This window comes from Paracoccus aminophilus JCM 7686 (genome assembly GCF_000444995.1).
Taxonomy (GTDB): Bacteria; Pseudomonadota; Alphaproteobacteria; order Rhodobacterales; family Rhodobacteraceae; genus Paracoccus; species Paracoccus aminophilus.
In genome coordinates, this window is the sequence record NC_022043.1 from 185,418 (window position 1) to 212,368 (window position 26,951).

The window sequence follows — 26,951 nt, forward strand, 5'->3', positions numbered from 1 at the left end:
ATGTCAGCTTCTGATCCTATCGTCCTTGTCGGCGCGGCACGCACGCCGATGGGTGGCTTTCAGGGCGATTTCGCGCGTCTGAGCGCGCCCGAACTTGGCGCCGTCGCGATCCGGGGCGCGCTTTCCGGCGCCGGTCTTGCGCCCGATGCCGTCGAAGAGATCATCATGGGCTGCGTCCTGCCCGCGGGACAGGGACAGGCTCCGGCGCGGCAGGCCGGGCTGAAGGCCGGGCTGCCACTTGGCGCGGGGGCGACCACGGTGAACAAGATGTGCGGCTCGGGCATGAAGGCGGTGATGCTCGCGCATGATCTGCTGCGCGCCGGATCGGCAGAGGTCATCGTCGCGGGCGGGATGGAAAGCATGACCAACGCGCCCTATCTGCTGCCCAAGGCGCGCGGCGGATTTCGCATGGGCCATGGTCAGGTCATGGACAGCATGTTTCTCGACGGACTCGAGGATGCCTATGACAAGGGCCGCCTGATGGGCAGCTTCGCCGAAGACTGCGCCGAGGCGTTTCAATTCACCCGCGAGGCTCAGGACGACTACGCGATCACCTCGCTCACGCGGGCGCAAAGGGCGATTGCCGAGGGGCTGTTCACGGCGGAAATCGCGCCGGTAACCGTCGGGACGGGCAAGACCGAGACCCTCGTCTCGATTGATGAACAACCCGGCAAGGCGCGGCCCGACAAGATCCCGACCCTGAAACCGGCGTTCCGCGACGGCGGCACGGTGACGGCGGCCAACTCCTCGTCGATTTCCGACGGGGCGGCGGCGCTGGTTCTGATGCGCGCCTCCGAGGCAGAGCGGCGCGGTCTGACGCCCCGTGCGCGCATTCTCGGCCATGCAACCTATGCCGACAAGCCCGCGCTTTTTGCAACGGCACCGATTGGAGCTATCCAAAAACTCTACGATAAAACAACACTTAACCGCGATAACTTCGATCTTTTCGAGATCAATGAAGCCTTTGCCGTCGTCGCCATGGCCGCGATGCAAGAGCTTGGCCTGCCCCATGACAAGGTCAATATCCACGGCGGCGCCTGTGCGCTTGGTCATCCGATTGGCGCCTCGGGCGCGCGGGTTCTGGTGACGCTGCTTCATGCGCTCGAAAGTCAGGGGCAACAGCGCGGCATCGCTTCGCTCTGCATCGGCGGCGGCGAGGCGACCGCGATTGCCATCGAAAGGATGTCCTGATGTTGCTCACAGAAACGCAGGAACAAATCCGCGACGCCGCCCGCGCCTTCGCGCAAGAGCGTCTCGCCCCCGGCGCGGCCGCCCGCGATGCCGATCACGCCTTCCCGCGCGCCGAACTGGCCGAGATGGGCGCGCTTGGTTTCCTGGGGATGCTGGTCCCAGAAGACTGGGGCGGTTCGGATCTGGGCATGGTGGCCTATGCAGTCGCACTTGAAGAGATCGCGGCCGGAGACGGGGCCTGCTCGACCATCGTTTCTGTCCATTCTTCCGTAGGTTGCATGCCGATCCTCAAATATGGAACCGAGGCGCAGAAGGCCGAATATCTGCCGCGAATGGCCTCGGGCGACTGGATCGGGGGCTTTGCCCTGACCGAGCCTTCGACCGGCTCGGATGCGGGCGCGATCAAGACACGAGCGGTGCGGGACGGCGATGAGTATGTCATCAACGGCGCGAAGCAATTCATCACCTCGGGCAAGAATGGCAAGGTCATCATCCTCTTTGCAGTGACCGATCCCAGTGCGGGCAAGAAGGGAATCTCGGCCTTCATCGTGCCGACGGACACGCCCGGTTATGAGGTCATGTCAGTCGAGCACAAGCTCGGCCAGCACAGTTCGGACACCTGCGCGCTGGCCTTTACCGAGATGCGGATTCCGGCGGCCAACCTGCTCGGGGCCGAGGGCGAGGGGCTGAAGATCGCGCTTTCGAACCTCGAGGGCGGGCGCATCGGCATTGCGGCTCAGGCGGTCGGCATGGCGCGCGCGGCCTTCGAAGCGGCGCGGGATTATGCGCGCGACCGCATTACCTTCGGCCGCCCGATCATCGAGCATCAGGCCGTGGCCTTCAAACTGGCCGATATGGCAACCCAAATCGCGACGGCGCGGCAGATGGTGCTTCACGCCGCAGCCCTGCGCGAAGCCGGTCTGCCCTGCCTGACCGAGGCCTCGATGGCCAAACTCGTCGCCTCGGAAATGGCTGAGCGCGTCTGTTCGGATGCGATCCAGATCCATGGCGGCTACGGCTATTTGCGCGATTACCCGGTCGAGCGGATTTACCGCGATGTCCGGGTCTGCCAGATCTATGAGGGCACAAGCGAGATCCAGCGTCTGGTCATCGCCCGCAGCCTCTAGCGGCAGGGCCGCTTAGTCCACCGCAGCAAGCCCGCGCGCGTGAAGATCGTGCAGCTGCGCCATCTCGGCGGCGCTCAGCGAGATCCCTTCGGCCATCGCGATCTTGCGCGCGGCAAAGCGGCGCTGCGAGGGCAACCGCGCGCCCTGCCCGGCAATCGCATCAAGAAACGCCTCGCCCTTGGCGATCGGATTGCCGCGCCCGCCCGACATGCGCGCGGGATCGAAGGCCAGAACCAGTTCGCCGTGGCGCGGCGCGATCGCGGTGGTGCCAAGAAAGTCGAGCGCCTCGTCGCTGGTGAAATCGCCGATCATCGCGCCCGCCAGAAGCTCGATCATGGTCGAGATCGCCGAGCCCTTATGGCCACCAAACGGCAACATCGCCCCGGAAAGCGCCGCTTCGGGATCGGTGGTCGGATTGCCATCGGCGTCAATGGCCCAACCTTCGGGCAGCTGCTTCCCAGCGCGGCGATAAAGCTCGACCTCGCCGCGTGCGACGACGGAGGTCGCGAAATCAAAGACATAGGGCGTGTCGCCGGCACGCGGCCAGCCGAAGGCAAAGGGGTTGGTGCCCAAAAGTGGCTTATCGCCCCCGGAAGGCGCCACCGTCGCATAGCTCGGACACATCGCCATCGCGGCCAGACCCTGATCGGCCAAAGCCTCGACCTCGGGCCAGAGCGCGGCGAAATGGGTGCAATCATTGATGACCAGCGCCGCCACGCCGAATTTGCGGGTCTTTTCCGCCAGCACCGGCGCGCCAAGCTCGAAGGCGAGATTGGCGAAACCGCTTTTCGCATCGACCCGCACCACGGCGCTGTCATCTTGCAGCAAGACCGGCTCGGCATCCGGCACGACCTTGCCAAGCTTCAGCGTGCGCAGGCAGCCCTCGATGCGATAGACGCCGTGGGATTTGCAATTGTCGCGTTCGGCTGCAATGATGGTGCGGGCAATCGCGGCACCTTGCGGGTGGCTGAAGCCCCCCCGGGTCAGGATCTCGGTTGCAAGCTCCGTCAGATCGCTGATGGAAATCGCCGTGGCGTCAGTCATGCTCTGTCCCTCCCATGCCGGTTCGCGCCCCTGCGGGCTTTTACTTTGTATACAACGTGCATGCAAAATGAGCAACTCCGCGCGGGCCTTCGGTAGTCCGCACCGATCCGCGCGCTGGTCAGTCGCTTGACTTTACCCGGCTTCCGCCCATTCTGGCGCTGCAGATCTGCGAGAACATGCCATGACCGAGCCGACCCATTTCGCCATTCATTTCGACCGCCCCGAAGATGAGCCCGACAGCGGTCGGGTCAATGTCGGCTGGTTTTTGATGAACGACAAGCGCGCAGTGCTGTTTGATCCGCCCGAGCGCGTCGCCATCCGCGACACCAGCAAGAAACATGCGAAATCGGCCTCGCGCTGCCCGGCGGTGATCCAGCTGGAAAGCCGCTATTTCATGGTGCGCTGCCCCTATGATCTCAATATCGGCTTCACCCGCGACAGCGAAGGCCGCGCCGCACTTGTGAACCGAGAGGGCGTGGCCTCGCCAGTGCGCGCGAACAAGCTTTCGCAGATCCTGACCATGGTGAATGAGGCAGAGTGGCGTTATCCCGACCGACCGACGATCCAGGTCACGCTGCCCTATTGCTTCATTGCCGACGAAACCGTCTATGTCAGCCAGATCGCGCCCTTCCTGCATTACCGCCCCGATCCCCTGCCCGGCACGATCTTTGGCGGCCGTTTCCCGATCAATGTCTGGCCGCGCCCGCTGATGTGGGCCTTCGAATGGCATGATCCGCGCAAGGATATCGTCCTGCGCCGGGGCGAACCATTGTTCTACGTCCAGTTTGAGGCGAATGATCCGAGCCGCCCGATCAATCTTTTCGAGGCCGACCGCACGCCCGAGCTCGAAACCTATATGGAGGGCTTGCATGATGTGGTCTCGATGGTGAACCAGACCTTCTCGCTCTTCAAAAGCGCCGAGGCGCGGCGGCCGAAATCCTTGCTCTCGGCCAAAAAGCGGGATTGAACGCGGCGTGGCGCGCTGCATTCGGGGTTGAAGCCCGCCCAGATGCGCGCCATTGCTATCGGTATCTGACCCGCGCCACCGCAGTCCCGGTGGCGGCTGACCACGGATCGCCGAGTGAACCGGACCACGCCTCTTATTCTTGCGGTCGCCTTGTTCATGGAAAACATGGATTCGACGATCATCGCGACCTCGCTGCCCGCGATTGCCACCGATATCGGCACCACGCCGATCGCGCTGAAGCTGGCGCTGACTTCTTATCTGGTCGCGCTGGCGATTTTCATTCCGATCAGCGGCTGGATGGCGGATCGCTTTGGCGCGAAACGGATTTTCCGAGCCGCAATCGCGGTCTTCATGCTGGGCTCGATCCTCTGTGCCTGCGCGAATTCGCTTGGCTTTTTCGTGATCGCGCGTTTCCTGCAAGGCATGGGCGGCGCGATGATGACGCCGGTCGGGCGGCTGGTGCTGGTGCGTTCGACCCCGAAAAGCGATCTCGTCTCGGCCATGTCCTGGCTGACGGTGCCCGCGCTGGTTGGCCCACTGGTCGGCCCGCCGGTCGGCGGCTTCATCACCACCTATCTCACCTGGCACTGGATCTTTCTGATCAATGTGCCGATCGGCATTGCCGGGATCTGGCTCGCCACCCGCTTTCTGCCCGAGACGCCCCCCACCGAGACCCCGCCGCTGGACCGACCGGGCTTCATCCTGAGCGGCATCGCCGCCTCGGGTGTGGTTTTCGGCCTTTCGGTCGCGAGCCTGCCAGCGGTGCCAGTCAGCGTCGGCGTGATTACGATGATCATCGGGCTGGTGTCGGGCGTGCTTTATCTGCGCCATGCCCGCACCGCCGCCCATCCGCTCCTGCGCCTGTCGCTCTTTGAAAACCGCGTCTTTCGCGCCGCTGTCTTCGGTGGCAGCCTCTTTCGCATTGGCATCGGCGCGGTGCCCTTCCTGTTGCCGCTGATGCTGCAAATCGGCTTTGGCCTGACGCCCTTCCAGTCGGGCTCGATCACCGCGATTTCGGCGCTCGGGGCAATGGGGATGAAATTCATCACCAATTGGATCTTTAAGACGGCTGGGTTCAAGACCGTGCTGACGCTCGGCTCGCTGATCGCGGCGGCGACGGTTGCGGTCTATGGCCTTCTGACCCCGGCAACACCTTTCGCGGTGATGTTGCTCATTCTCTTCATCGGTGGCGTCATCCGCTCGATGTTTTTCACCGGCGTCAATGCCTTGGCCTATGCCGATGTGCCCGCCGCCGACACCAGCGCTGCAACGCCGATCACCGCTGTTTTCCAGCAAATCAGCATCGCGCTTGGCGTCGCGGTCGCGGGTGGCGTGCTGGAGATCTGCACCCAGATCCGTGGCAGCGGCCTGACCATCGCCGATTTCCACACGGCGTTCTATGTCGTGGCCGCGATTTCGGCCTCGGCGGCGATCTTCTTCGTCGGCCTGCCCGCGAATGCCGGGAGCGCAGTCACCGGACGCGGCAAGGAAAGCAGCAAGGCCCGGTAAGCGACCACACCGGGCGGGACCTTTCGCTGCTGTTACGCCGCCCGCCGCCGCAGAGCGAGGCTTCGAAGTGCGGTGCCAAAACCATCTCGTCGCGATCAAAGCTGCGCGCAAACATCTCACCCCAAGAGGGTATTTGATGCTTTAACTCAACCTTTGAGGGAGTTACACTTTAGGAGATTGATTGAGATACGATTTTTGAGGCAGGCCCGCGTAATGACCAATCCAAAACGTTTCATCGCTCTGGAAAAAGAGATCATCGAATCCGGCCTCTTTGATGCCCGTTGGTATATGGAGCAATATCCTGATGTGGCGCGGACCGGCCTCAGCGCATTGACGCATTTCGTCCGCTTTGGCATGTTGCTCAATCGCGATCCCGGCGCGACCTTCAGCGTGCGCGACTATATTTTCCAAAATCCCACAAGCGCGAATGCCGACGTTCCGCCCTTCCTGCATTATTTGCGCGAAGGGCGGCAATCATCCGATGTCGACGAACCCGGGCGCCGCTTTCTCCCGAAGGGCGCCGCTGCGGGGCGCGTCGCGCTGGTGGTGACGACGGTGCATTTTGCCGATTTTCACTTGCGCCTGCGCGGCTGGGTTTTGGACGAAGACCGCCCCGGCCTGCCGCTGCGGCTGAATTGCACGGTCGGCAGCCAGCCCCCGGTCGAGCTGCTTGCCCGGCAGCTTTCCAGTCAAGACGTCTCGGATGCGACCCCGGCGGGGGCGATGTCTTTTGAGCTCGGCCTCGAAATTTTTGAGAAGGACGCCGCCTCAGATGTGATATTGCAGGTCGTGGGTACCGACGCGCATCTGACCCTCGCGATTGCGCCGGCGCCCCGCGACCCGGCAGCCGATACAAGTGGAGCGATCGTCACGAAGCGTGCCATCACCGCAGAGGACAAGGTCATCGGCAATGTCGAAACGGTTTCGCCCAGCAGCGTCACCGGCTGGGCGCTTTGCACGGGTCCGTCCGAGCCTGACGCGCCCGATCTTATCCTGACGGTGAACGGGCAGGTCTATTCCCAGACCCGATGCACCAAGCTGCGGCCCGATGTCCAGAAAGTGCATGGCGGTGACGGCTATGTCGGTTATGCGTTTGAAATCGCGCCGAATCTTTTGACCTCGGCCCCGCTTTCCGTCGGTGTCGAAGCAGCGAGCGGCGAGTCCGCCATTCGGCAAAGCGGCAAGACCATCTCTCTTCCCGGCATGCATCTGCCTGCGCTCAACGCGGCCCCCTTGCGCCAAATCGAGGTCGAGGCAAACCTGCCCCGCGCCGAGAAGATCTCGGTGATCATTCTCAACCGCAACGGCGCTGGCATCTTGCGCGATATGCTGGACTCGGCCGAGCGGGTCGGCGAGCTTTCGGCCTATGAATGGATCGTGCTCGACCATCAATCGACGGACGATTCCGAGGCGGTCTGCAACGCGGCGCGCGAACGCGGTTGCGATCTGCGCTTCATCGATCGCAAGGGCAATTTCAGCTTCAGCGAATCCAACAATTACGGCGCGGCTCTGGCGACGGGCGATCTCCTGCTCTTTGCCAATAATGATCTGATCTTCCGCGAGCCTTTGGCGGAACGCATTCGTGAGACCATGCGGGATGACCGGATCGGTCTTCTCGGGGCAAAACTGCTCGATCACGTCGACGCGGCCGCTTGGCAGGACCGCCTGCCGATCCAGCATCTCGGCGTCTTCATGAAGCCCTCGATCGAGAATGGCTGGCTACGGCCCTATGAATCGCGCGCGACCCCGGAAATGCCTCTGGTGCCGGGCGCCTTGATTGAGCAACCGGCGGTGACCGGGGCGATCTTTGCGATGCGCCGTGCCGATTTCGAGGCCGTCGGCGGCTTCGACGAGGGCTATTCCTACGGCCTTGAGGATGTGGATCTCTGTTTCAAGGTCACGGAAAGGCTCGGCAAGAAGATCATTTGCGACAATGGGTTAGAGATCATCCACCATCGCGGTTTCAGCCGAAATAAGGACACCAGTGCCGAGGCGCGGCGCCAGCGCAACAATGCGTTGTTCAACCAGAGCTGGGCAAGCTGGCTGCGACGCAACATCCGCAATGATGTCCTGACCCGGCCCGGCTTCTGGACCGGCGCGCGCCCGGTGGTCGGTTTTGTGGTGACCGATACGGAAACGGCGGGCGATTATTACACCGCACTCGAGCTGGGCCGCGCCTTGCAAGAGATCGAGCCGGTTCATCTGCGCTATCTCTCTGAAAATGAATGGCAAGATCTTGCGGGCATCGACATTCTGATCGTCATGGTGACCCGGTTTGACATCACCAAGGTCAAGGCGATCAACCCCTATGCGCTGACGATCAACTGGACGCGGCAATGGTTCGACCGTTGGGCGAAAGATCCCAGCATCCATGCCTATGATCACGTCTGGGCATCCTCGCAGCGCGCGGCTGATTATCTGGCCGAGCGGATTGGCCGAGATGTCGACACGGTCCCGATCGCCTCGAATTATGCGGTCTTTTCAGCGGGCGCCCGGCGCGCGCAATATGAAAGCGACTGGTGCTTCACCGGCAGCTATTTCAACCTTGCCCGTGAAATCCAGTTCCAGCTCGACCCCGCAGCGATCCACGGCAAAGGGATCGTCTTCGGCCACAATTGGGAGGGCACCCCGTTCGAGCCGATCAGTGTCGGGCCGGTGCCTTATTCCGAGCTGCCCGACGTCTATGCCTCGACAAAAATCGTGATCGACGACGCCAATATTGCGACCAAGCCCTGGGGGAGCTGCAACAGCCGGGTGTTCGATGCGCTGGCCGCAGGTTGCCTGCTGATCACCAATGGCGATCTTGGGGCGCAAGAGCTTTTCGGCGATCTCGTCCCGACCTTCCACGACCGCGAGTCGCTGACCCAGACGCTGAATTACTGGCTCGCGCATGAGGACGAACGTCTGGCGCGCGTTGCCACCTTGCAAAAGCGGATTGCGGCCCACCATTCCTACGCCGCTCGGGCGCGTCAGGTGACGCAGATGCTGCGCGCGCGGCCTGCGCCGATGCGGATCGCGATCAAATGCGCCGCGCCGCGCAGCCAGAACGCCCAATGGGGCGATTTCCACTTTGCCGAAAGCCTTGCTGCCGCGTTGCGCCGCACGGGGGCCATTGTCCGCGTCGATTGCCGGGAAAACTGGTATGGCGGGATTGCCGATACGGATGACGCCGTGATCGTGCTTCGCGGCTTGCTTGCCTATAAATTGCAGCCGCATCAGAAAAATATCATGTGGCTGATCAGCCATCCCGATGAACTGCCGCTTTCCGAATTGCAGCAATACGACCAGATTTTCGTCGCATCGGCTCCCCATGCCCAAACCTTGGCCGAGCAATGCGCGGTGCCGATCGACTTTCTGCCGCAATGCACCGACACCGAGCGCTTCCGCTTCGACGAAGAGCTCGTCAACCAGCGCCCCGAACGGGTCCTCTTCGTCGGAAACTCGCGCGGGCATTTCCGGGAATCGATCCGCTGGTCGGTCGAACATGGGCTCGATATCGACATCTATGGCGGCGGCTGGGAGCCCTTCATCACCGACGACCGCCTCAAGGGCAATGTCGTGCCGAACCGCGTGTTGGGCGAGCTTTATGCCTCAAGCCGGATCGTGCTGTGCGACCATTGGGCGGATATGCGCGACAAGGGTTATGTCTCGAACCGGGTCTTCGACGTGCTCGCTGTTGGCGGCCGGTTGGTGGTGGATGATGTCGCCGGAATGGCCGATCTGGTCCCGGCGGGCTATGATGTCTTCCGCAACGCCGAAGAGCTCGCCGCGCTCATCAACCGCCCCGACGAGGTCGATGTGGACGAGCGCGCGCGACTGGCGGAATGGGTGAAGGAACATCATTCGTTCGACGCGCGCGCGCGCAAGCTCTTTGCCTGCTGCGAGGCTTTGTGTGGAGGGGCGCGTCAGCTCGCTGGCTGAACGCGCCATCAAGGTCGCGCCCGGAACGAAAGTCGTTGCCCCAGTCTTGGGGCAACGCGTGCTTATCCCCGGCGACGTAGACCGCGCAAAGCCGTGACGACGCGGCGCAACGGAGCGGTGACGCGCCAGCTTGTTGACAACAAAAGCGCATTGCGATGCGCCTCAACATCGGCGGCGTGCAGATCAGAGGCGGCCAGCCGTTTTGTCAGAGCTTCGCGCTGCCGTTCGCTCTTCACCAAAAGCAAGGTCAGCCGAGAGATCTCTTCAAACCGTTCGGCCAAAGCGATGCCTTGCCCATCAAGCCGGCTGCGTTGCTGGCTGATCTCGCGCTGCGCATCCTCAAGCGCCGCCTTTGCCTGAGCGACATCAGCCCGGACCTTGCTGAGATCATCCTGAGCCAGCGCCAGCTCGCCCTCCCGCGCGGCAATTGTGCCCTGCGCTGCGGTCAGATCATGCTGGCCTTGGATGACAGCGGCGCGGGTGGTCGCAAGCTCGGCCTGATCGGTGGCCGCGGCAGTTTCAAGCGCGCGGATCGCCTCGAGCTGCTGGGCGATCTTGCTTTGCTGCGTCAAAGCCGCCGCCTGAGCCTGCTCTATCTCACTGGCGAGCTTCTTGTTCGCCGCGCCAAGTTCGCGCCCCTCTTGCACGAGACCCGCAAACATCGGACCAGTTTGGTTAAATTCCGCGCGAATGCGGTCAAGCTCGGCATGGTCCGCCGCGATCTCACCACTTGCGGCCCAGCTCTCCAGAATCTCGAAACTGCGGCGCACCCAGATTGAAACCTCGGGATTGGTCGTGACCTCCCCGACCGGCTCAGAGAAATGGCGAAGCTCGGCGGCGATGAAATCGCCAAACACCTCGACCCCTTGGGCAGAGCCCCGGAGCCCGGTCACGCCAAGAGCGTCTTGCGTCGCGTCGATGACCTGCACCGGGTCGTTCAAGATATCGTTGTAGCTGACGAAATGGCGCGACTGCCCGCGCGTGCTCGCTTCGGCCTCCAGAACATGGCGCAGCCACAGCAGCAGCCCATAATCGGCGCTCATACCATTGCGCCGCTGCAACGACGCGGCGACCTCCAGCGGGTTGCGGTGGATATGGACGATATGCGCCTGACATTTCGCAGATTTGAGCACGCCCAGCCAGAAGGGCACGAGCCGACAGATGCGCGGGTCCTTGAAGACGAAGAGCGGCGCGGCGCCAAATTCTTCGGTCAGGGTCTCAAGCGCGCGGTCATGGAAATCGGCCTGCTCTGGCCCGTCGGTCCAGTCCGGATCGAATGCGGTCCAGTCATGCCAAGCCGAGCCTGCCGATTGCAGGATATCGTCATTGCAGGCGCGGATCCGGGTGCTTTCGAAAAAACCTTTGGGATTCTCGACCAAAGGCGGCATCACATTGGCCGGCTGTGCGCAACCCGCGAGATGCAGCAAGCCGCTCAACGCCGAGGTGCCAGAGCGGTGCATACCCAAGACCAGCACGCAGTCGCGCGGCGCTTGTTCCGGGATCGCCCCGGGTGCTGTCTCATCTGACTGCAAGATCTCCGCCTGCGTGCCTTCAGGTCTCGGTACTTCTTGCAACAGGTTCTGCAACATCGATAATCCTTCCCGGTCTTTCGCGAAACAACATGTCAGGGGTTATTCACTTATGGAGAATGGTCTTTGCATTTTCAACAACCATAACGTGCATTTCGTCAATCACGCAGCCCCGCCTCAGAGACAAAGGCCAGATCGCGCCGCCGGTCGTCCGTATCTGCGCCGCGTGGGACAAACGCCCTGACCTCGAGATCCTTCAACGGGTGGCCATATCGCTCTGGTCGATGCCATCGCTACGGACAGGTTCGCTTTGGCTGATCGGGCCCGCCCCCGCCAAAACGGCATGGTGATTGCGCGCGCTATGCCCGGGGTGCCCAAATCCACAGCAATTGGACGCAAAGCTTGACCGGCTGATTGCCTGTTCGACGGCTCTTGCGCCATTCCGATCCTGCGGGCCTGCGCCCGAGACCGTGGCCGGCATTTCGCCCAAAGCATCCCTTGGGGTAGTCCACTCGGTCTCGCAGCCACACCCCCGCAACCTTCCCGTATTTAACTTATGAATATCAGCGCTTTGCTCAATCCCCGTCCATCAAAGAGGCTCGCCGTCCCGAGCGCATCTCTGGCAAAAGCCCTCTCCACATCCCGGGCCATCTGAGCGGCCCTCAGCAAGCCGCGCGGCGCTCCAATTGAAGGGGGGCTTGATTTCATCGGCTCGATGTCTCAACTATTCAATATGAATTGAGGAGTTGATTCGATGGACGAGCCGCAGGCCCTTGCCGCTTTCACCGCCATGTCGCAGGAAACCCGGCTGCGCATCGTGCGCCTGCTGGTGCAGGCCGGGCCCGAGGGCATGGCGGCCGGAGCGATTGGCGACGCACTTGACGGCGCCGCGACCTCGCGGCTCTCATTCCATCTGTCCCATCTGGAACATGCCGGGCTGGTCCGCTCGCGCCGTCAGGGCCGCTTCATCATCTACAGCGCGGTCTATCCCGCCTTGGCCGGGCTGATCGGCTTTTTGATGAAGGATTGCTGTCAGGGCCACCCCGAGATCTGCGCCCCCGCCGTGGCGGCGATGGATTGCGGCTGCATCCCCGAAACCAAGGAAACGGTCTGAGCATGGATGTCGTCATCTACCACAATCCCGATTGCGGAACCTCGCGCAACACATTGGCGCTCATCCGGAATTCCGGCATCGAGCCGCATGTGATCGACTACCGGACATGTCCGCCGTCGCGCGCCATGCTAGAGGCACTTCTTGCCCGGATGGAGATCACACCGCGCGATCTTCTGCGCGAAAAGGGCACGCCCTTTGCCGAACTTGGGCTCGCTGATCCGTCGCTGTCGCCCGCCGCGCTGATCGAGGCGATGCTGGCCCATCCGATCCTGATCAACCGGCCGATCGTGGTCAGCGCGCGCGGCGTGCGGCTTTGCCGTCCGTCCGAGCGGGTTATGGACCTGCTGCCGCCGCAGCAAGCTGCCTTCAGCAAGGAAGACGGTACGCAGATCGTGGATGCCCATGGTCAATTCATCGCCCAAGCCGCCCCCTCGGCCTAAGCGTGGCGTAAGGAAAATGACCGTGACACGCCCTGCCCGCACGCTTTCGTTTCTCGACCGCTATCTGACGCTGTGGATCTTCGCCGCAATGGCGCTTGGGCTGCTGCTCGGCGGGCTTTTCCCAAGCCTGCCCGCGCGGATCGAGGCCCTTTCCGTCGGCTCGACCAATCTTCCGATCGCGATTGGCCTCGTCTTGATGATGTATCCGCCGCTCGCGAAGGTGCGCTATGAAGAGCTGCCCCGGGTCTTTGCCGACAAGCGGGTTCTGGCGCTGTCGCTGGTCCAGAACTGGCTGATCGGGCCGGTGCTGATGTTTGCCCTCGCGGTGATTTTCCTGCGCGATCAGCCCGAATATATGACCGGCCTGATCCTGATCGGCCTTGCGCGCTGCATCGCCATGGTGCTGGTCTGGAATGATCTAGCGCGCGGCGACAACCAATATGTCGCGGGGCTGGTCGCCTTCAATGCGATCTTCCAGATCCTGTTCTTCTCGACCTATGTCTGGCTTTTTCTGACCGTCTTGCCGCCACTGTTCGGGCTTGAGGATCACGTCATCGACCTCGGCTTCGGGCTGGTGACGCAGGCGGTCCTCATCTATCTGGGGCTGCCGTTCCTCGCGGGCTATCTGACGCGTCGTATCCTGATCCGGCGTCGGGGCGCGCTCTGGTATCAGCAGGCGTTTTTGCCCAAGATCAGCCCGATCACGCTCGCCGCGCTGCTCTTTACCATCGTCGCGATGTTCAGCCTCAAGGGCGGCGAGGTCCTGCGTCTGCCCTTCGATGTGGTCCGCATCGCGGTGCCCTTGGTGCTTTACTTCGCGATCCAGTTTCTCGTGAGCTTCGCGCTCGGACGGCTGGTCGCCAAAGATTATCCGCGCAGCACCGCCATTGCTTTCACCGCCGCCGGCAACAATTTCGAGCTGGCGATTGCCGTCGCCATCGCGGCCTTTGGGCTCGCCTCGCCGGTGGCCTTTGCCGCCGTCATCGGCCCTCTGGTCGAGGTGCCGGTGCTGATCCTGCTTGTCACGCTTGCCTTACGTCTGGGCACCCGCTGGTTTCCCGAAGACGCCGCCTTGAAGGAGGCCCGCCCATGATCCCCGATCTTCCGAACCTCTCGCCGCTGGCTGATCGCCTGCCCGATCTCGCCGCGCGCGAGCAGTCCCGCGCCACTCATCCGCCGCGCATCCTGCTGCTTTATGGCTCGCTCCGCGACCAGTCCTACAGCCGCTTCGTCACTTTGGAGGCCGAACGTCTGCTGCGCCATTTCGGCTGCGAGACCCGGATTTTCCACGCCAACGGTCTGCCTTTGCCCGATGATGCCGAGGCCTCGCATCCGAAGGTGCAGGAATTGCGCGAGCTCTGCCTCTGGTCCGAGGGTCAGGTCTGGACCAGCCCCGAGCGGCATGGCGCGATGACCGGCGTGATGAAATCCCAGATCGACTGGATCCCACTGGCGCTTGGCGCCATCCGTCCGACGCAGGGACGCACGCTCGCCGTCATGCAGGTCTCGGGCGGGTCGCAAAGCTTCAATGCCGTGAACCAGATGCGCGTGCTGGGCCGCTGGATGCGGATGCTGACGATCCCGAACCAATCCTCGGTCGCCAAGGCCTGGCAAGAATTCGACGAAACCGGCCGTATGCGCGCCTCGCCCTATTACGACCGCATCGTCGATGTCATGGAAGAGCTGGTGAAGTTCACGCTGCTGACGCGCGATCTCTCGGGCGTACTGACCGACCGCTATAGCGAGCGCAAGGAGAGCGCGGAAAAGCTCGAAGCGCGCGTGAGCCTGTCCGCGGCCGTCTGATGGGGGCAGAGGGACAGGCGGCGCAGGCCGGACATCAAGGGCGCGTCATATCGGCGCTCGGGCTGGTCCAGATCCTGAATTGGGGCAGCAGCTATTATCTGATGGCGGTTCTGGCCCAGCCGATCATCGCCGAAACCGGCTGGCCTCTGCCTGTCGTCGTCGGCGCGCTCTCGGTGGCATTGGTCGCTGCCGCTCTGGTCTCGCCGCTGACAGGTCGCCTGATTGCGCGCCACGGCGGGCGGCCGGTTCTGGCGGCGGCCAGCGTCCTGCTGGCGGCGGGCCTTGCGGTTTCGGCCATGGCCTCCACGCTTTGGGCATTCTATCTGGGCTGGGCCATCATCGGCCTTGGCATGGGCGCGGGACTTTACGACCCGGTTTTCGCGACGCTCGGTCGACTTTACCGCGCGGATGCCCGCCGGGCGATCACGACGCTGACGCTCTGGGGTGGCTTTGCCAGCACGGTCTGCTGGCCGCTCTCGACCGCGCTGCTTGACGGACTGGGCTGGCGCGGCACGGCGCTGGCCTATGCCGGATTGCATCTGTTGCTCAGCCTGCCGCTGACCCTCTTTGCGGTTCCGAAAGAGCCACAAAGCCCGCGCGGACCCACGCAAAGCGCGGACAACCTGCCCCTGACCGCGCCCGAGCGGCGCGCCTTTTGCCTGATGGCGGCCATTTTGGTGAGCATGGGCCTTGCCGTGACCATGATCTCGGTCCACCTGCTAAGCCTCCTGCAATCGCAAGGGCTGTCCTTCGCTGAAGCCGTCGCGCTTGGCGCCATGATCGGTCCGGCGCAGGTCGCGGGGCGGCTGGTCGATATGGCCGGGCGCGGGCGCCATCACCCGATCTGGTCGCTGCTTTTCTCCTGCGGTGCCGTGGCCTTGGGCCTTGTTTTGCTGGCGATGAACCTGCCGATGCCCGCTTTGGCCATGATCCTTTATGGCGCGGGCAATGGGGTCTTTTCAATCGCGCGGGGCGCGCTGCCCTTAGCGATGTTCGGACCCGCGCGCTATCCCGCGCTGATGGGCCGATTGGCGCGACCCGCGCTTCTGGCTCAGGCAGCGGCCCCGGTTCTGGGAGGCGCGCTCATCAGCCGTTTTGGCCCGGCCTCGACCTGGGCCGTCATCGCGGCTTTGGGTGTGCTCTGCTTTGCCTTCGCCCTGTGGCTGAAAGCATGGCGCACCGAGAGCGTCGCGGCGGGCTAGCCTGACAGATCAGCGCGGGTCGAGCCCCGCCATCTGCCGGAAAAACCACGCACCCGCCGGGCCCGGCGGGCGGTCAAGGCGGTGGGCGATCGCCGTCGCAATGGTCGGGCGGCGCAGCTGCTTGGGCCAGCGCTCAAGCTCCAGCTCGACCAGCCTACCGCTTTGCAGATCGCCCTCGACCATGTGAAAGGGCATCGTCCCCCAGCCCATCGCCGCAAGCAGCATCGCATGTTTGGCGCCCAGATCGGCCAGCCGCCATGTCCTGACCGACAAGACGCCATTGTCATGCCCCTTGGTCAGATCCGAGCGATCCGTCAGCACGAGTTGCAGATGATCGCGCAGATCGTCATCGCCCAGTGGCGCCTTGACGCGCCCGAGCGGATGGTCGGGCGAAGCGACCGGCACAAGCTCGATTGCCTCGAGCGCACAGGCTGAGAGCCCGTCGCTCACATTCGCCATTTCCAGAATGATGCCGAGATCGGCCTGACCGTCGAGCAAGGTCCTGACCGTCGCGCCCAGACTTTCGACATAAAGCCGGGTCTGGACGGTCGGAAAGCGGCGGTCGAATTCGGAGAGCACGGCAAAAAGCGCGGTCATCGGAAACATCGCATCGACGACCAAAACCAGCTCGGGCTCGATCCCGTCGCGCAGGGCCAAAGCCTGCCGGTCAAAGACCGCGCTGGCCTCGACCACGCGCCGCGCCCGGGGCAGAAGTGCACTGCCCGCCTCGGTCAGTTCGGGGCGATAGCCGGTGCGGTCAAACAGCGGCACGCCCACCGCCGCCTCCATCTTCTGGACGGCATAGGTGATCGCCGATTGCGAACGGTTCATCCGCCGCGCCGCGGCCGAGAAGCTGCCTTCCTCGACGACGATCGCCAAAATCCGCAGCTGATCGAGGCTAATCCCCAACTCCATGAGAAATCCTGATAGCTCATCCCATAACTATATGGGTTTTTTAGCCAGTGATCTGGGCCTATGTCCAGCTGGCAAATTGGAGAGACCCGAAATGAATATCCTGCACATTGATACCAGCATCACCGGCCCGGCCTCGATCAGCCGCCTGCTCACCGCCGAGATCGTCGAGACCGAACGCCAGCAAAACCCCGGCGCGACCGTGGTTCTGCGCGACCTCGCCGCCTTGCCGATCAGCCATCTCGGCACCGACACCGGCGGGCAGCCCGATCTGGGTGAGACCGTCCTCGAGGAATTCCTTGCCGCCGATATCGTCGTGATCGGCGCGCCGATGTATAACTTCACCATCCCGAGCCAGCTCAAAGCCTGGATCGACCGCATCGCGGTGGCTGGCAAAACCTTCCGCTATACCGAGACCGGACCCGAGGGCCTGGCGACTGGCAAGAAGGTCATCATCGCCTCGACCCGTGGCGGACTTTACAGTGCCGGAGCTGCTGGCGCCGCGCTTGACCATCAGGAAACCTATCTGCGCGCCATTTTCAGCTTCATCGGCATCAATGATGTGATCATCGTCCGCGCCGAAGGGATCGCGCTTGGCGAGGACACCAAGGCGAACGCCATCAGCAGCGCCCGCGAGACGATCGCGCAGCTTGCCGCCTGAAGAAAGCGCACCGCTCGAGCCGGGTCAGCGATGGCCCGGCGAGAGAGCGGCCCGGTTCGCCCCCTGCGGCTTGAACGGTGCCATGATTGTGCGCCGCGCCGGGGCGATCCGGCGCGAAAAGCGCCTCTCTGAGGCCCTGCGCGATGCGGCGGGCTCTTGACCTTCGGCTCTGGCTGGCGTTGTTCGGGCAGGCAAGTGACTGCGCAGGGCCGCTTGCCCTGTGCCTGAAGGAAGGACGACGTCATGACCCCCATCACCACCCCCAACGCTCCCGCCGCCATCGGTCCCTATTCGCAAGCCATGGTCGTGAACGGGCTGCTGTTCGTCTCGGGCCAGATCCCGGTCGATCCGGCAACCGGCGAGTTCAACTCGGATGATGCGGTCGAGCAGTGCCGTCAGTGCCTGAAAAACATCGCAGCCATTGCCGAGGCCGCAGGCACCGATCTGTCGCGCACCGTCAAGACCACCGTCCTCGTGCGTGACCTCGGCCGCTTTGCCGAGATCAACGCCGCTTACGCCGAATTCTTCGCAGCGCCCTTCCCAGCCCGCGCGACCTTCGAAGTCTCGGCCCTGCCCAAAGGCGCCCAGATCGAGATCGAGGCCGTGATCGCGCTGCCCGAGGCCTGAGGTCCAAGCCATGCCCGCCGAGCTTCCTTGCCGCTGTCCCGATCTCGAAGCCCTGCCCGCTTGCCAAAGCCGCGAATGGGCACGGGGCGCGATCCGGATCCTTGAAGGCGACGGGCGGCGCTCGGCGGATACCCATCTGGTCAATCCGGTTTTCACCGGGCTGACCGGCATCCAGATCTATCTGAAGGATGAAAGCACCCATCCGACCGGTAGCCTCAAGCATCGGTTGGCGCGCTCGCTGTTCCTTTATGGCATCTGCAATGGCAAGATCCGCGAAGGCACGACGCTGGTCGAGGCCTCGTCAGGCTCGACCGCCGTTTCCGAGGCCTATTTCGCCCATCTGCTGAAATTGCCTTTCATCGCGGTCATGACGCGCTCGACCAGCCGCTCGAAAATCGAGGCGATCGAGAAATTCGGCGGGCGCTGCGCCTTTGTCGAGCGCCCGGACGAGGTCTATGCCACCGCGCAGCAGATCGCGGCCGAGACCGGCGGGCATTATCTCGACCAGTTCACCAATGCCGAGCGCGCGACCGATTGGCGCGGCAACAACAATATCGCGGACAGCATTTTCGCGCAGATGGCGCAGGAAGAGCATCCGGTCCCCGAATGGGTGGTGATGAGCCCCGGCACCGGCGGCACCTCGGCCACGATCGGGCGCTATATTCGTTACAAGAACCTCACCACCCGGCTCTGCGTCGTCGATGTCGAGGGCTCGGCCTTTTACGAGGCGTGGAAAACCGGCGATATGGAGCGCACCGCACCCGGCAGCCGGATTGAGGGCATCGGGCGGCCGCGGGTCGAGCCCTCCTTCATTCCGGGCGTCGTCGATCACATGATCCGCGTGCCGGATGTCGCCTCGATCGCGGCGGCACATGTGCTTTCGGGCAGGCTCTTTCGCCGCGTCGGCGGCTCGACCGGCACGAATTTCTTCGGCCTGCTTTGGGTTGCGGCCAATATGATGCGCGAGGGCCGTGCGGGCTCGCTGGTCACGCTGATCTGTGACAGCGGCGACCGCTATTCCGGCAGCTATTTCAACCCCGACTGGCTGGTGGCCAACGGGTTCGACATTGCCCCTTGGGTCGCGCGCATCGAGCATTTTCTCGACAGCGGCGAGTTCAGGATGCCCGTCGAGATCTGAGCCGCCGCGCGCGCCCGTCGATTGCGGCTTTTGGTCGCACGCGAATTCGGGCAGAATCGCCGCGCCAGCCCGGCAGAACATCCCCAGCCCGAGAACGCCATGCAGTCCACCATCGTCGCGGTCATCTTTGTCATCCTTGCCGGGGCCTGTATCTCGGTTCAGGCGCCAATCAACGCGGCCATGGGGCGTGCGGTGCAATCGCCCTTGGTTGCCGCCGCGATCTCTTTTGGCGTGGGCTTCACCCTGCTGACCCTTGCCGCCGTCACGACCGGAGACGGGCGCGGCTTTGCCACCGCCTTCCGGCAAGATTGGAAGCTCTGGACCGGCGGGTTGCTCGGCGCCTTCTATGTCTGGACCATCGTCTGGACGATGCCGCGCATGGGCGTCGTCACCGCGATCTGCGCTTTGGCGCTTGGCCAGATGCTCGCCGCGATCATCCTCGACAAGATCGGCGCCTTCGGTCTGCCGGTGCGCGAGGTCTCGATCCCGCGCATCTGTGCCGCGCTGATGGTCGCGGGCGGGCTGGTCCTGTCGCGCTTCTAAGCCGCAGAGCGCGTGAGAAGCCGGGCCACGGTGCGGCCCCACACCGCCAGCCCCCGGCGCGAAATCCCCTCAACCTTCCCTGACATTGCCCGGATTTGACCGGGGAATGGCTGATATCTTGGGTTGAGGGGGCGCAATCCGAAAGTTGTAGGCAGGCCCTGGAAACGGGTGCATGATCCGAGAGTGGCGCGGATTCCCCGGGTTTTCACCAGCTCGGCTCTATCCGCGACGCGACAGGTGACCCGGGCCCAGCCGGGACGGCTGGAACTGGGTGTGCGATTTCGTTTGCCAGCAGATCGTGCATACAAGTAATATTTTGGTTGATCGACCCCCAGTTGCCGACTCATAGTCGACACATGACGAATCAAACATAACAACATGACAGGGATGACCATGAAACTGAGCTATCTTGCCGCGGGCCTTGCCGCCGCAACACTTGCCTCGTCGGCCGCCTATGCCGACAAGCTCGACGACATCATTTCCTCTGGCACGCTGCGCTGTGCGGTCGTGCTGGACTTCCCGCCGATGGGCTCGCGCGACGAGAACAACAACCCGATCGGCTTCGATGTCGATTATTGCAACGATCTCGCCGCCGCTCTGGGCGTGAAGGCCGAAATCGTCGAGACGCCCTTCCCCGAGCGAATCCCGGCCTTGATGTCGGGCCGCGTCGATGTGGGCGTTGCCTCGACCTCGGACACGCTGGAGCGGGCCAAGACCATCGGGCTCTCGATCCCCTATTACGCCTTTGAAAACTCGGTCACCGCCAATGAAAAGTCGGGGATCACCAATTGGGAAGGCATGAAGGGCAAGACCGTGGGCGCCACCGCTGGCACCTATGAGGCGATCTGGCTTGAGGGCAAGGTCAAGGAATGGGGCACCGGCGAATTCCGTCCCTATCAGACCCAGGCCGATGTCTTCCTCGCGCTGTCGCAGGGCCAACTTGATGCGACGGTCTCGACCACCGAAGTCGCCAATGCCAACGTGAAATCGGGCAAATTCGCGGGGATCAAGATCGTCGACAAGGCGCCGATGGTGCCCGATTATGTCGCGCTCTTCACCAACCGCGATGAATACGGGCTGCTGAATTACCTCAATCTCTTCGTCAACCAGCAGGTCCGGACCGGCCGCTATGCCGAGCTTTACAAGAAATGGGTCGGCGAGGGTGAGCCTGCCAATCTGACCATCCCCGGCGTCTATCGCTGATCTGACCGTCGCGGGCGGCGCCTGACCGGGCGCCGCCACTTCGCTTCCCCTGCGCAGTGAGACGGCCATGCTGAACTATAAATTCCACTGGAACCAAGCGCTTAAGGCGCTGCCCGACATGTTGCATGGCGCGCTTGTGACCCTGCAAATCGCGCTGATCGCGATGATCGTCGGCATCCTTTGCGCCATCGTCCTGACCTCCTTTCGCCGGTCCGGCAACAAGGCCTTGAGCGGCATCGCCGCGACTTGGGTCGAGATTGCCCGGAACACCCCGGCGCTCTTCCAGATCTATATGGTCCATTTCGGCCTTGGCGCCTTTGGCATCCATCTGAGCCCCTATCTCTCGCTTCTGGTCGGGATCGCCTTCAACAATGCGGGCTATCTGGCCGAGAACTTCCGCGGCGCGCTCAAGGCCATTCCCGAGACCCAGACCCGGGCCGCGCGCTCGCTCGGAATGACTTCGAACCAGGCCTTCCGGCTGATCGTCGTGCCGCAGATGCTGCGCATCGCTTATCCGACGATCACCAACCAGCTCGTCTGGTCGATCCTGATGACCTCGCTTGGCATCACGGTCGGGATGCAGACCGATCTGGCCGGGATTGCGCAAAAGCTCAATGCGATCTCGTTCCGCACCTTCGAATTCTTCGCGCTGGCGGCGGTGATCTTCTATGTGATGACCAAGCTCGTCACGTTCCTTGCCTGGCTGATCAGCCGGCGCATGTTCCGCTATTGATGGGGGTGTAAAATGTTTGGAACGGATTTCACCTCTGCCGATCTGCTGTTCATGCTCAAAGGCGCGGGCTGGACGCTGATTGTCACCGCGATTTCAGTGATCGCGGGCAGCCTGCTTGGCGTGATCTTCGGGGTTCTGCGTTACCAGGCTGGTGCCTTCTGGTCAGCTCCGCTGACGCTGGTGCTCGACTGGTTCCGCTCGGTGCCGCTGCTGATCCAGCTGATCCTCTTCAATGCGCTGCAATCGACCGTGCTCAAGCTCGGCTGGTCGCCCTTTCAGACCTCCTGCGTGGTGCTGTCGCTTTACACCTCGGCCTATTGCGCCGAGATCGTGCGCGGCGGCATCGAGGCGGTGCCCGCAACCACGCGCCGCGCCGCGCGCTCGCTGGGGCTGAGCTGGTGGCAAGACATGCGCTATATCGTGGCGCCTTTGGCGACGCGGGTTTCACTGCCCTCGTGGATCGGGCTGACGCTTGGCGTGATGAAGGACACCGCGCTCGTCTATATCGTCGGGGTGATCGAGCTGCTGAAATCGACGCAGATCCTGATCACCCGCATGAACGAGCCGCTTTTCCTGCTGATGATCTGCGGCGCGATCTATTTCCTTATCAGTTTCCCGATTGCCCGCTTCGGGGGCTATCTCGAAAGAAAGTGGTCCAATGATTGAGATCGAGAATGTCCGCAAATCCTTTGGCCAGCTCGAGGTGCTCAAGGGTATCAACCTGACCGTCCAGAAGGGCGAAGTGGTGACGATCATCGGAGGTTCCGGCTCGGGCAAGTCGACGCTGCTGACCTGCATCAACGGGCTAGAGCCGATCGATTCCGGCCGCATCCTTGTCGAAGGCACCGAGGTTCACGCAAAGTCCACAGATCTCAACAAGTTACGCCAGAAGATCGGCATCGTCTTCCAACAATGGAACGCCTTTCCGCATCTGACGGTTCTGGAAAACGTCACGCTTGCGCCGCGCAAGGTGCTGGGTCTTTCGAAGGCCGAGGCCGAAGAGATCGGCGTGCGGCAGCTGACCCATGTCGGCCTTGGCGACAAGCTCAAGACCTATCCCTCGCGGCTTTCGGGCGGGCAGCAGCAGCGCATGGCGATTGCCCGTGCGCTGGCGATGTCGCCAACCTATATGCTGTTTGACGAGGTCACCTCGGCGCTTGATCCCCAACTGGTCGGCGAGGTCCTCGACACGCTGAAAATGCTGGCAGAAGAGGGAATGACCATGATTTGTGTCACCCATGAGATGGCTTTCGCGCGTGAGGTCTCGGACCGGGTCGCGTTCTTCCACAAAGGCGTCATGGCCGAGATCGGGCCGCCCGAGCAGCTTTTCGGCGCGCCACAGAACCCGGAAACTCAGCAATTCCTGTCGAGCACCCGGCAATGACCACCGAAGTCATCGTGATCGGCGGGGGGGTCGTGGGCCTCAGCGCCGCTTTGGCCGCACAGGCGCGCGGGCTTCATGTGCGCGTCATCGACCGCGAGGGCCCGGCGGCCGGGGCCTCGGCGGGCAATGCCGGGGCCTTTGCCTTCACCGATATCTTCCCGCTCGCCTCACCCAAGATCATCCGCAAGGCGCCGAAATGGCTTCTGGACCCGCTGGGACCGCTGTCGGTTCCGCCCGCCTATGCGCTGAAGATCGCGCCGTGGATGCTGCGCTTCTGGCGCGCAAGTTGGCCCGCCAAGGTCCGCGCCTCGACCTTCGCCCAGACCGCGATGATGTCCTATTCCAAAGCCGCGCTCGAGCCCGCACTGGAGCGCGACGAGCTTTTGGGCATGTTGCGCCGCGACGGCCAGCTTGAGGTCTATGAGGGCGAAGCGGCGTTTCGCGACGCGCTGCCGGGGTGGCAGGCGCGCGCCCAGCAGGGGATCGAGTTCAATCATCTGACATCGCCCGCCGAGATCGCCGAGATCCAGCCGGGTCTTGATCGCCGCTTCACCCATGCGACCTTCACGCCGGGCTGGTATTCGATCTCCGATCCCAAGGATTACACGCTGGCTCTGGCCGAGCGCTTCCGGGCCAAGGGCGGCGAGATCCTCATTGCCGAGGCGACCGCTCTGACCGATGACGGTGTCGAGACCACCGCCGGACGCCTCAAGGGCCGGGTCGTGCTGGCGGCGGGCGCCTTCTCGCATCTGCTGGCGCGGACGCAGGGCGTGAAGATCCCGCTTGAAACCGAGCGTGGCTATAACACCACCCTGCCCGCCGATGCCTTCGATCTGCGCACCCAGATCACTTTTGGCGGCCACGGTTTTGTCGTCACCACGATGAATTCCGGCATCCGCGTCGGCGGCGCGGTCGAGCTGGGCGGGCTGAAGCTTCCGCCGAATTTCAAACGCGCCGAGGCAATGCTGACAAAGGCCAAGATGTTCCTGCCCGACCTCAAGACCTCGGGCGGCAAGCAATGGATGGGGTTCCGCCCCTCACTGCCCGACAGCCTGCCCGCCATTGGCCCTTTGCCGGGCCATCCGAACACGCTCTGCGCCTTTGGTCACGGCCATCTCGGCCTGACCCAATCCGCGGGCACCGGCAAGATCATTGCCGACCTTCTGACCGGGCTCAATCCCGGGATCGACCTTGCGCCCTTCTCTCCGGCGCGTTTCTGAGGCAACCATGACCCAATATATCTTCCCCTGCATCGACGGTCACACCTGCGGCAATCCCGTGCGTCTGGTCGCAGGTGGCGCGCCGCGCCTTGAAGGCGCCAATATGCTGGAAAAGCGCGCCCATTTCCTGCGTGACTTCGACTGGATCCGCACCGGTCTGATGTTCGAGCCGCGCGGCCATGACATGATGTCGGGCTCAATCCTCTATCCGCCGACGCGGCCTGATTGCGATGTCGCCGTGCTCTATATCGAGACCTCGGGCTGCTTGCCGATGTGCGGTCATGGCACCATCGGCACGATCACCATGGGCATCGAGAACGGGCTGATCACCCCGCGCGAGCCCGGACGTTTGTCCATCGAGACCCCTGCTGGCAAGGTCGACATCGAATACCGCCAAGAGGGCCGCTACGTCGAAGAGGTCCGTCTGACCAATGTGCCGGGCTTTCTCCATTCCGAGGGCCTCACCGCCGAGGTTGAAGGCTTGGGCGAGATCGTCGTCGACGTGGCCTATGGCGGCAACTTTTACGCCATCGTCGAGCCGCAGAAGAATTTCCGCGACATGGCGGATTTCACCGCCGGAGAGCTCATCGGCTTTTCCCCGAAACTGCGCGCCGCGCTGAATGCGAAATACGAATTCATCCACCCCGAACATCCCGCGATCAACGGGCTTTCGCATATTCAATGGACCGGCGCGCCGACCGTCGAAGGCGCCGATGCGCGCAATGCGGTCTTTTACGGCGACAAGGCGATTGACCGCTCGCCCTGCGGCACCGGCACTTCGGCGCGGATGGCGCAGCTTGCCGCCAAGGGCAAGCTGAAGGTCGGCGATGAGTTCTGGCATGAATCGATCATCGGCTCGATCTTCAAGGGCCGGGTCGAGGCCGCGACCACCGTCGCCAATCTCCCCGCGATCATCCCCTCGATCGCCGGTTGGGCACGCCAGACCGGCCTCAACACGATCTATATCGACGCCGAGCGCGACCCCTTCGCGCATGGCTTCGTGGTGAAGTGATGGGCCTTGCGATCCTGCCGGGCCGTGCCTCGGGCGCGGTTCTGGCCGCCGATGAGGGCCTGAGCTTCTGGGGCGGGGTCGATCCCGCCTCGGGTCGCGTCATCGATGCCCATCATCCTTGGCACGGGCAAAGCCTTGCCGGGCGGGTGGTGATGATGCCGACCTCGCGCGGGTCTTGCACCGGCTCGGGCGTGCTGTTGGAGCTGATCCTTTCGGGTCACGCCCCCGCCGCTTTGGTCTTTTCCGGCCCCGAGGATATTCTGACCCTCGGCGCGATGATTGCGGATCGCCTCTTTGGTAACGCTCTGCCAGTCCTGCGCCTGTCCGAGCCCGATTTCGCAGCCCTCGCCGCGCGCCCAGAGGCGGTGATCTCTGAAACCACGCTCAGCGCCGGTGATCTGGTGATCCCACTCGCGCCCCTGCCCGTCGCCGAATTGGCGCTCTCGGATCAGGACCGCGCGCTGCTGGCCAGCAGTGGCCCCGAGAAGCTCGCGATGGAGATCATCCTTGCCATGGCCGCGATCCAAGGCGCGCGCGAGCTGATCGACGTGAGCCAAGTCCATATCGACGGCTGCATCTATGCCTCGGACGCAAACCGCATCTTTGCCGAGAAAATGGCGGATATGGGCGCGAAGGTCCGGGTGCCGACGACGATGAATGCGATCTCGGTCGATCGGCAAAACTGGCAAGCCCAAGGCGTGCCGCCGAGTTTCGGCACGCCAGCCAGCCGCCTTGCCGATGCCTATACCCGCATGGGTGCGCGCCCGACCTTCACTTGCGCGCCCTATCTGCTCGACAGCGCCCCGGCTCAGGGCGAAGACATCGCTTGGGCCGAGTCAAATGCTGTGATTTTCGCCAATACGGTGATTGGGGCGCGGACGGTGAAACACCCCGATTTCCTCGACCTGCTGATCGCCATGACCGGGCGCGCGCCGCGCTCGGGCGTTTACCTCACCGAAAACCGCCACCCGTCCCGCGTGATCCGGGTCGATCCGCCTGCGGGCGCTGACGATGCCTTCTGGCCCATGATGGGCTATCTTGCGGGCCAGATCGCGCCCGACCGCATCCCGCTGATCCTTGGCCTCGAAAGCCTCAGCGCGAGCCGCGACGACCTGAAGGCGCTCTGCGGCGCGTTCGGGACGACCTCTGCCGCGCCGATGCTGCATGTCGCGGGACATACGCCCGAGGCCGATCTGCCGCTTCGCCCCGGCGCGGACGAAATCCACGTCACCCGCACCGATTTCGCGCGGATCTGGGCCGAGCTGAACCAAGGCCCCGACGAGATCCAGCTTGCCGCCTTCGGCAGCCCGCATTTCTCAGCCGAGGAAACTCGCGCGCTGTTGCGCGTCATGGCGGGCCGCCGCCCCGCGCCGGGCGTTCATCTGGTCGTGACCGTCGGCCCGCAAGTGCTGCGCGATTTACGCGCGGATGGCACCGCCGCCGAGTTGGAAGCCTTGGGCGGGCGGATCGTCTCGGATATCTGCTGGTGCTCAATCACCGAGCCGGTTTTTCCGCCCGAAACCCGGACCCTCATCACCAATTCCGGCAAATATGCCCATTACGGCCCCGGCCTCTCTGGCCGGGCCGTGCGCTTTGGCAGTCTCTCCGATTGCGTCGAAGCCGCCGTCACCGGCCACGCCCCCGGCCTGCCCCATTGGTTGAGAGGATAAA

At 63.4% G+C, this 26,951-nt stretch carries 24 protein-coding genes; 21 read left to right on the forward strand and 3 right to left on the reverse strand.

From position 1 onward, the window contains the following. Together JCM7686_RS20915 and JCM7686_RS20920 are read left to right on the forward strand one after the other, a co-directional pair. On the forward strand, positions 1 to 1,191 hold the full coding sequence (locus JCM7686_RS20915) for an acetyl-CoA C-acyltransferase (RefSeq protein ID WP_020953008.1): 1,191 nt from the start codon (positions 1 to 3) through the stop codon (positions 1,189 to 1,191). After that, on the forward strand, positions 1,191 to 2,318 hold the full coding sequence (locus JCM7686_RS20920) for an acyl-CoA dehydrogenase family protein (RefSeq protein WP_020953009.1): 1,128 nt from the start codon (positions 1,191 to 1,193) through the stop codon (positions 2,316 to 2,318). The genes JCM7686_RS20915 and JCM7686_RS20920 overlap by 1 nt, the downstream gene beginning before the upstream one ends. A gap of 12 nt (positions 2,319 to 2,330) precedes the next feature. On the opposite strand, the gene JCM7686_RS20925 is transcribed toward JCM7686_RS20920, so the two are convergent. Continuing rightward, positions 2,331 to 3,362, reverse strand: a complete 1,032-nt coding sequence (locus JCM7686_RS20925; protein ID WP_020953010.1) for an Ldh family oxidoreductase — start codon at positions 3,360 to 3,362, stop codon at positions 2,331 to 2,333. Between the two features lie 181 nt (positions 3,363 to 3,543). Between JCM7686_RS20925 and JCM7686_RS20930 the strand changes: the two genes are divergently transcribed. The 3 genes from JCM7686_RS20930 (at position 3,544) to JCM7686_RS20940 (ending at position 9,759) form a co-directional block, all read left to right on the forward strand. Continuing rightward, positions 3,544 to 4,329 carry a hypothetical protein gene (locus JCM7686_RS20930; protein WP_020953011.1) on the forward strand — a complete coding sequence of 262 codons (786 nt, stop codon included), beginning with the start codon at positions 3,544 to 3,546 and terminating at the stop codon, positions 4,327 to 4,329. Positions 4,330 to 4,443: 114 nt separating this feature from the next. Continuing rightward, complete coding sequence (locus JCM7686_RS20935) at positions 4,444 to 5,838, forward strand: DHA2 family efflux MFS transporter permease subunit (protein ID WP_020953012.1); 1,395 nt, start codon at positions 4,444 to 4,446, stop codon at positions 5,836 to 5,838. Positions 5,839 to 6,051: 213 nt separating this feature from the next. Then, entirely contained in the window at positions 6,052 to 9,759 is a 3,708-nt protein-coding gene (locus JCM7686_RS20940; RefSeq protein ID WP_020953013.1) for a glycosyltransferase family protein, read from the forward strand. A gap of 62 nt (positions 9,760 to 9,821) precedes the next feature. Here the strand turns inward: JCM7686_RS20940 and JCM7686_RS20945 are convergent, their stop codons facing one another. After that, positions 9,822 to 11,291 (reverse strand): sulfotransferase family protein, encoded by a 1,470-nt coding sequence (locus tag JCM7686_RS20945; RefSeq protein ID WP_158442391.1) that lies wholly within the window; start codon positions 11,289 to 11,291, stop codon positions 9,822 to 9,824. Between the two features lie 751 nt (positions 11,292 to 12,042). Here JCM7686_RS20945 and JCM7686_RS20950 point away from each other — a divergent pair. Genes JCM7686_RS20950 through JCM7686_RS20970 form a run of 5 tightly spaced genes read left to right on the forward strand, consistent with a single transcriptional unit; the run spans position 12,043 to position 15,847 of the window. After that, positions 12,043 to 12,402 (forward strand): ArsR/SmtB family transcription factor, encoded by a 360-nt coding sequence (locus JCM7686_RS20950; RefSeq protein ID WP_020953015.1) that lies wholly within the window; start codon positions 12,043 to 12,045, stop codon positions 12,400 to 12,402. A gap of 2 nt (positions 12,403 to 12,404) precedes the next feature. Then, the gene (gene arsC, locus JCM7686_RS20955) at positions 12,405 to 12,842 is read left to right on the forward strand and encodes an arsenate reductase (glutaredoxin) (protein ID WP_020953016.1); all 438 of its coding nucleotides are present in this window, start codon (positions 12,405 to 12,407) and stop codon (positions 12,840 to 12,842) included. A gap of 16 nt (positions 12,843 to 12,858) precedes the next feature. After that, entirely contained in the window at positions 12,859 to 13,935 is a 1,077-nt protein-coding gene (arsB, locus tag JCM7686_RS20960) for an ACR3 family arsenite efflux transporter (protein ID WP_041528296.1), read from the forward strand. After that, positions 13,932 to 14,645, forward strand: coding sequence for an arsenical resistance protein ArsH (gene arsH / locus JCM7686_RS20965; RefSeq protein ID WP_020953018.1), 714 nt, complete (start codon positions 13,932 to 13,934; stop codon positions 14,643 to 14,645). Before arsB ends, arsH begins: the two co-directional genes overlap by 4 nt. After that, positions 14,645 to 15,847, forward strand: coding sequence for an MFS transporter (locus JCM7686_RS20970; RefSeq protein ID WP_020953019.1), 1,203 nt, complete (start codon positions 14,645 to 14,647; stop codon positions 15,845 to 15,847). Before arsH ends, JCM7686_RS20970 begins: the two co-directional genes overlap by 1 nt. A 9-nt stretch (positions 15,848 to 15,856) precedes the next feature. On the opposite strand, the gene JCM7686_RS20975 is transcribed toward JCM7686_RS20970, so the two are convergent. After that, positions 15,857 to 16,762, reverse strand: coding sequence for a LysR family transcriptional regulator (locus JCM7686_RS20975; protein WP_020953020.1), 906 nt, complete (start codon positions 16,760 to 16,762; stop codon positions 15,857 to 15,859). A 91-nt stretch (positions 16,763 to 16,853) separates the two neighbouring features. Between JCM7686_RS20975 and JCM7686_RS20980 the strand changes: the two genes are divergently transcribed. The 11 genes from JCM7686_RS20980 to lhpI all read left to right on the forward strand — a co-directional run bounded on the left by JCM7686_RS20980 (position 16,854) and on the right by lhpI (position 26,950). Beyond that, positions 16,854 to 17,420, forward strand: a complete 567-nt coding sequence (locus JCM7686_RS20980; protein ID WP_020953021.1) for an FMN-dependent NADH-azoreductase — start codon at positions 16,854 to 16,856, stop codon at positions 17,418 to 17,420. Between the two features lie 243 nt (positions 17,421 to 17,663). Then, positions 17,664 to 18,047, forward strand: coding sequence for a RidA family protein (locus JCM7686_RS20985; protein WP_020953022.1), 384 nt, complete (start codon positions 17,664 to 17,666; stop codon positions 18,045 to 18,047). A gap of 10 nt (positions 18,048 to 18,057) precedes the next feature. Continuing rightward, positions 18,058 to 19,185, forward strand: a complete 1,128-nt coding sequence (locus JCM7686_RS20990) for a PLP-dependent cysteine synthase family protein (protein WP_020953023.1) — start codon at positions 18,058 to 18,060, stop codon at positions 19,183 to 19,185. Positions 19,186 to 19,284: 99 nt separating this feature from the next. Further along, on the forward strand, positions 19,285 to 19,728 hold the full coding sequence (locus tag JCM7686_RS20995) for a DMT family transporter (RefSeq protein WP_020953024.1): 444 nt from the start codon (positions 19,285 to 19,287) through the stop codon (positions 19,726 to 19,728). Positions 19,729 to 20,121: 393 nt separating this feature from the next. Continuing rightward, positions 20,122 to 20,931, forward strand: a complete 810-nt coding sequence (locus tag JCM7686_RS21000; protein WP_020953025.1) for an ABC transporter substrate-binding protein — start codon at positions 20,122 to 20,124, stop codon at positions 20,929 to 20,931. 67 nt (positions 20,932 to 20,998) lie between these two features. Beyond that, entirely contained in the window at positions 20,999 to 21,664 is a 666-nt protein-coding gene (locus tag JCM7686_RS21005) for an amino acid ABC transporter permease (RefSeq protein WP_020953026.1), read from the forward strand. A gap of 12 nt (positions 21,665 to 21,676) precedes the next feature. Continuing rightward, entirely contained in the window at positions 21,677 to 22,330 is a 654-nt protein-coding gene (locus JCM7686_RS21010) for an amino acid ABC transporter permease (protein ID WP_020953027.1), read from the forward strand. Further along, complete coding sequence (locus JCM7686_RS21015) at positions 22,323 to 23,048, forward strand: amino acid ABC transporter ATP-binding protein (RefSeq protein WP_020953028.1); 726 nt, start codon at positions 22,323 to 22,325, stop codon at positions 23,046 to 23,048. Before JCM7686_RS21010 ends, JCM7686_RS21015 begins: the two co-directional genes overlap by 8 nt. Beyond that, the gene (locus tag JCM7686_RS21020; RefSeq protein ID WP_020953029.1) at positions 23,045 to 24,268 is read left to right on the forward strand and encodes an NAD(P)/FAD-dependent oxidoreductase; all 1,224 of its coding nucleotides are present in this window, start codon (positions 23,045 to 23,047) and stop codon (positions 24,266 to 24,268) included. Before JCM7686_RS21015 ends, JCM7686_RS21020 begins: the two co-directional genes overlap by 4 nt. 7 nt (positions 24,269 to 24,275) lie before the next feature. After that, complete coding sequence (locus tag JCM7686_RS21025) at positions 24,276 to 25,280, forward strand: 4-hydroxyproline epimerase (protein ID WP_020953030.1); 1,005 nt, start codon at positions 24,276 to 24,278, stop codon at positions 25,278 to 25,280. Further along, positions 25,280 to 26,950 carry a cis-3-hydroxy-L-proline dehydratase gene (gene lhpI, locus JCM7686_RS21030; protein ID WP_020953031.1) on the forward strand — a complete coding sequence of 557 codons (1,671 nt, stop codon included), beginning with the start codon at positions 25,280 to 25,282 and terminating at the stop codon, positions 26,948 to 26,950. The genes JCM7686_RS21025 and lhpI overlap by 1 nt, the downstream gene beginning before the upstream one ends. Position 26,951: the final 1 nt, after the last annotated feature.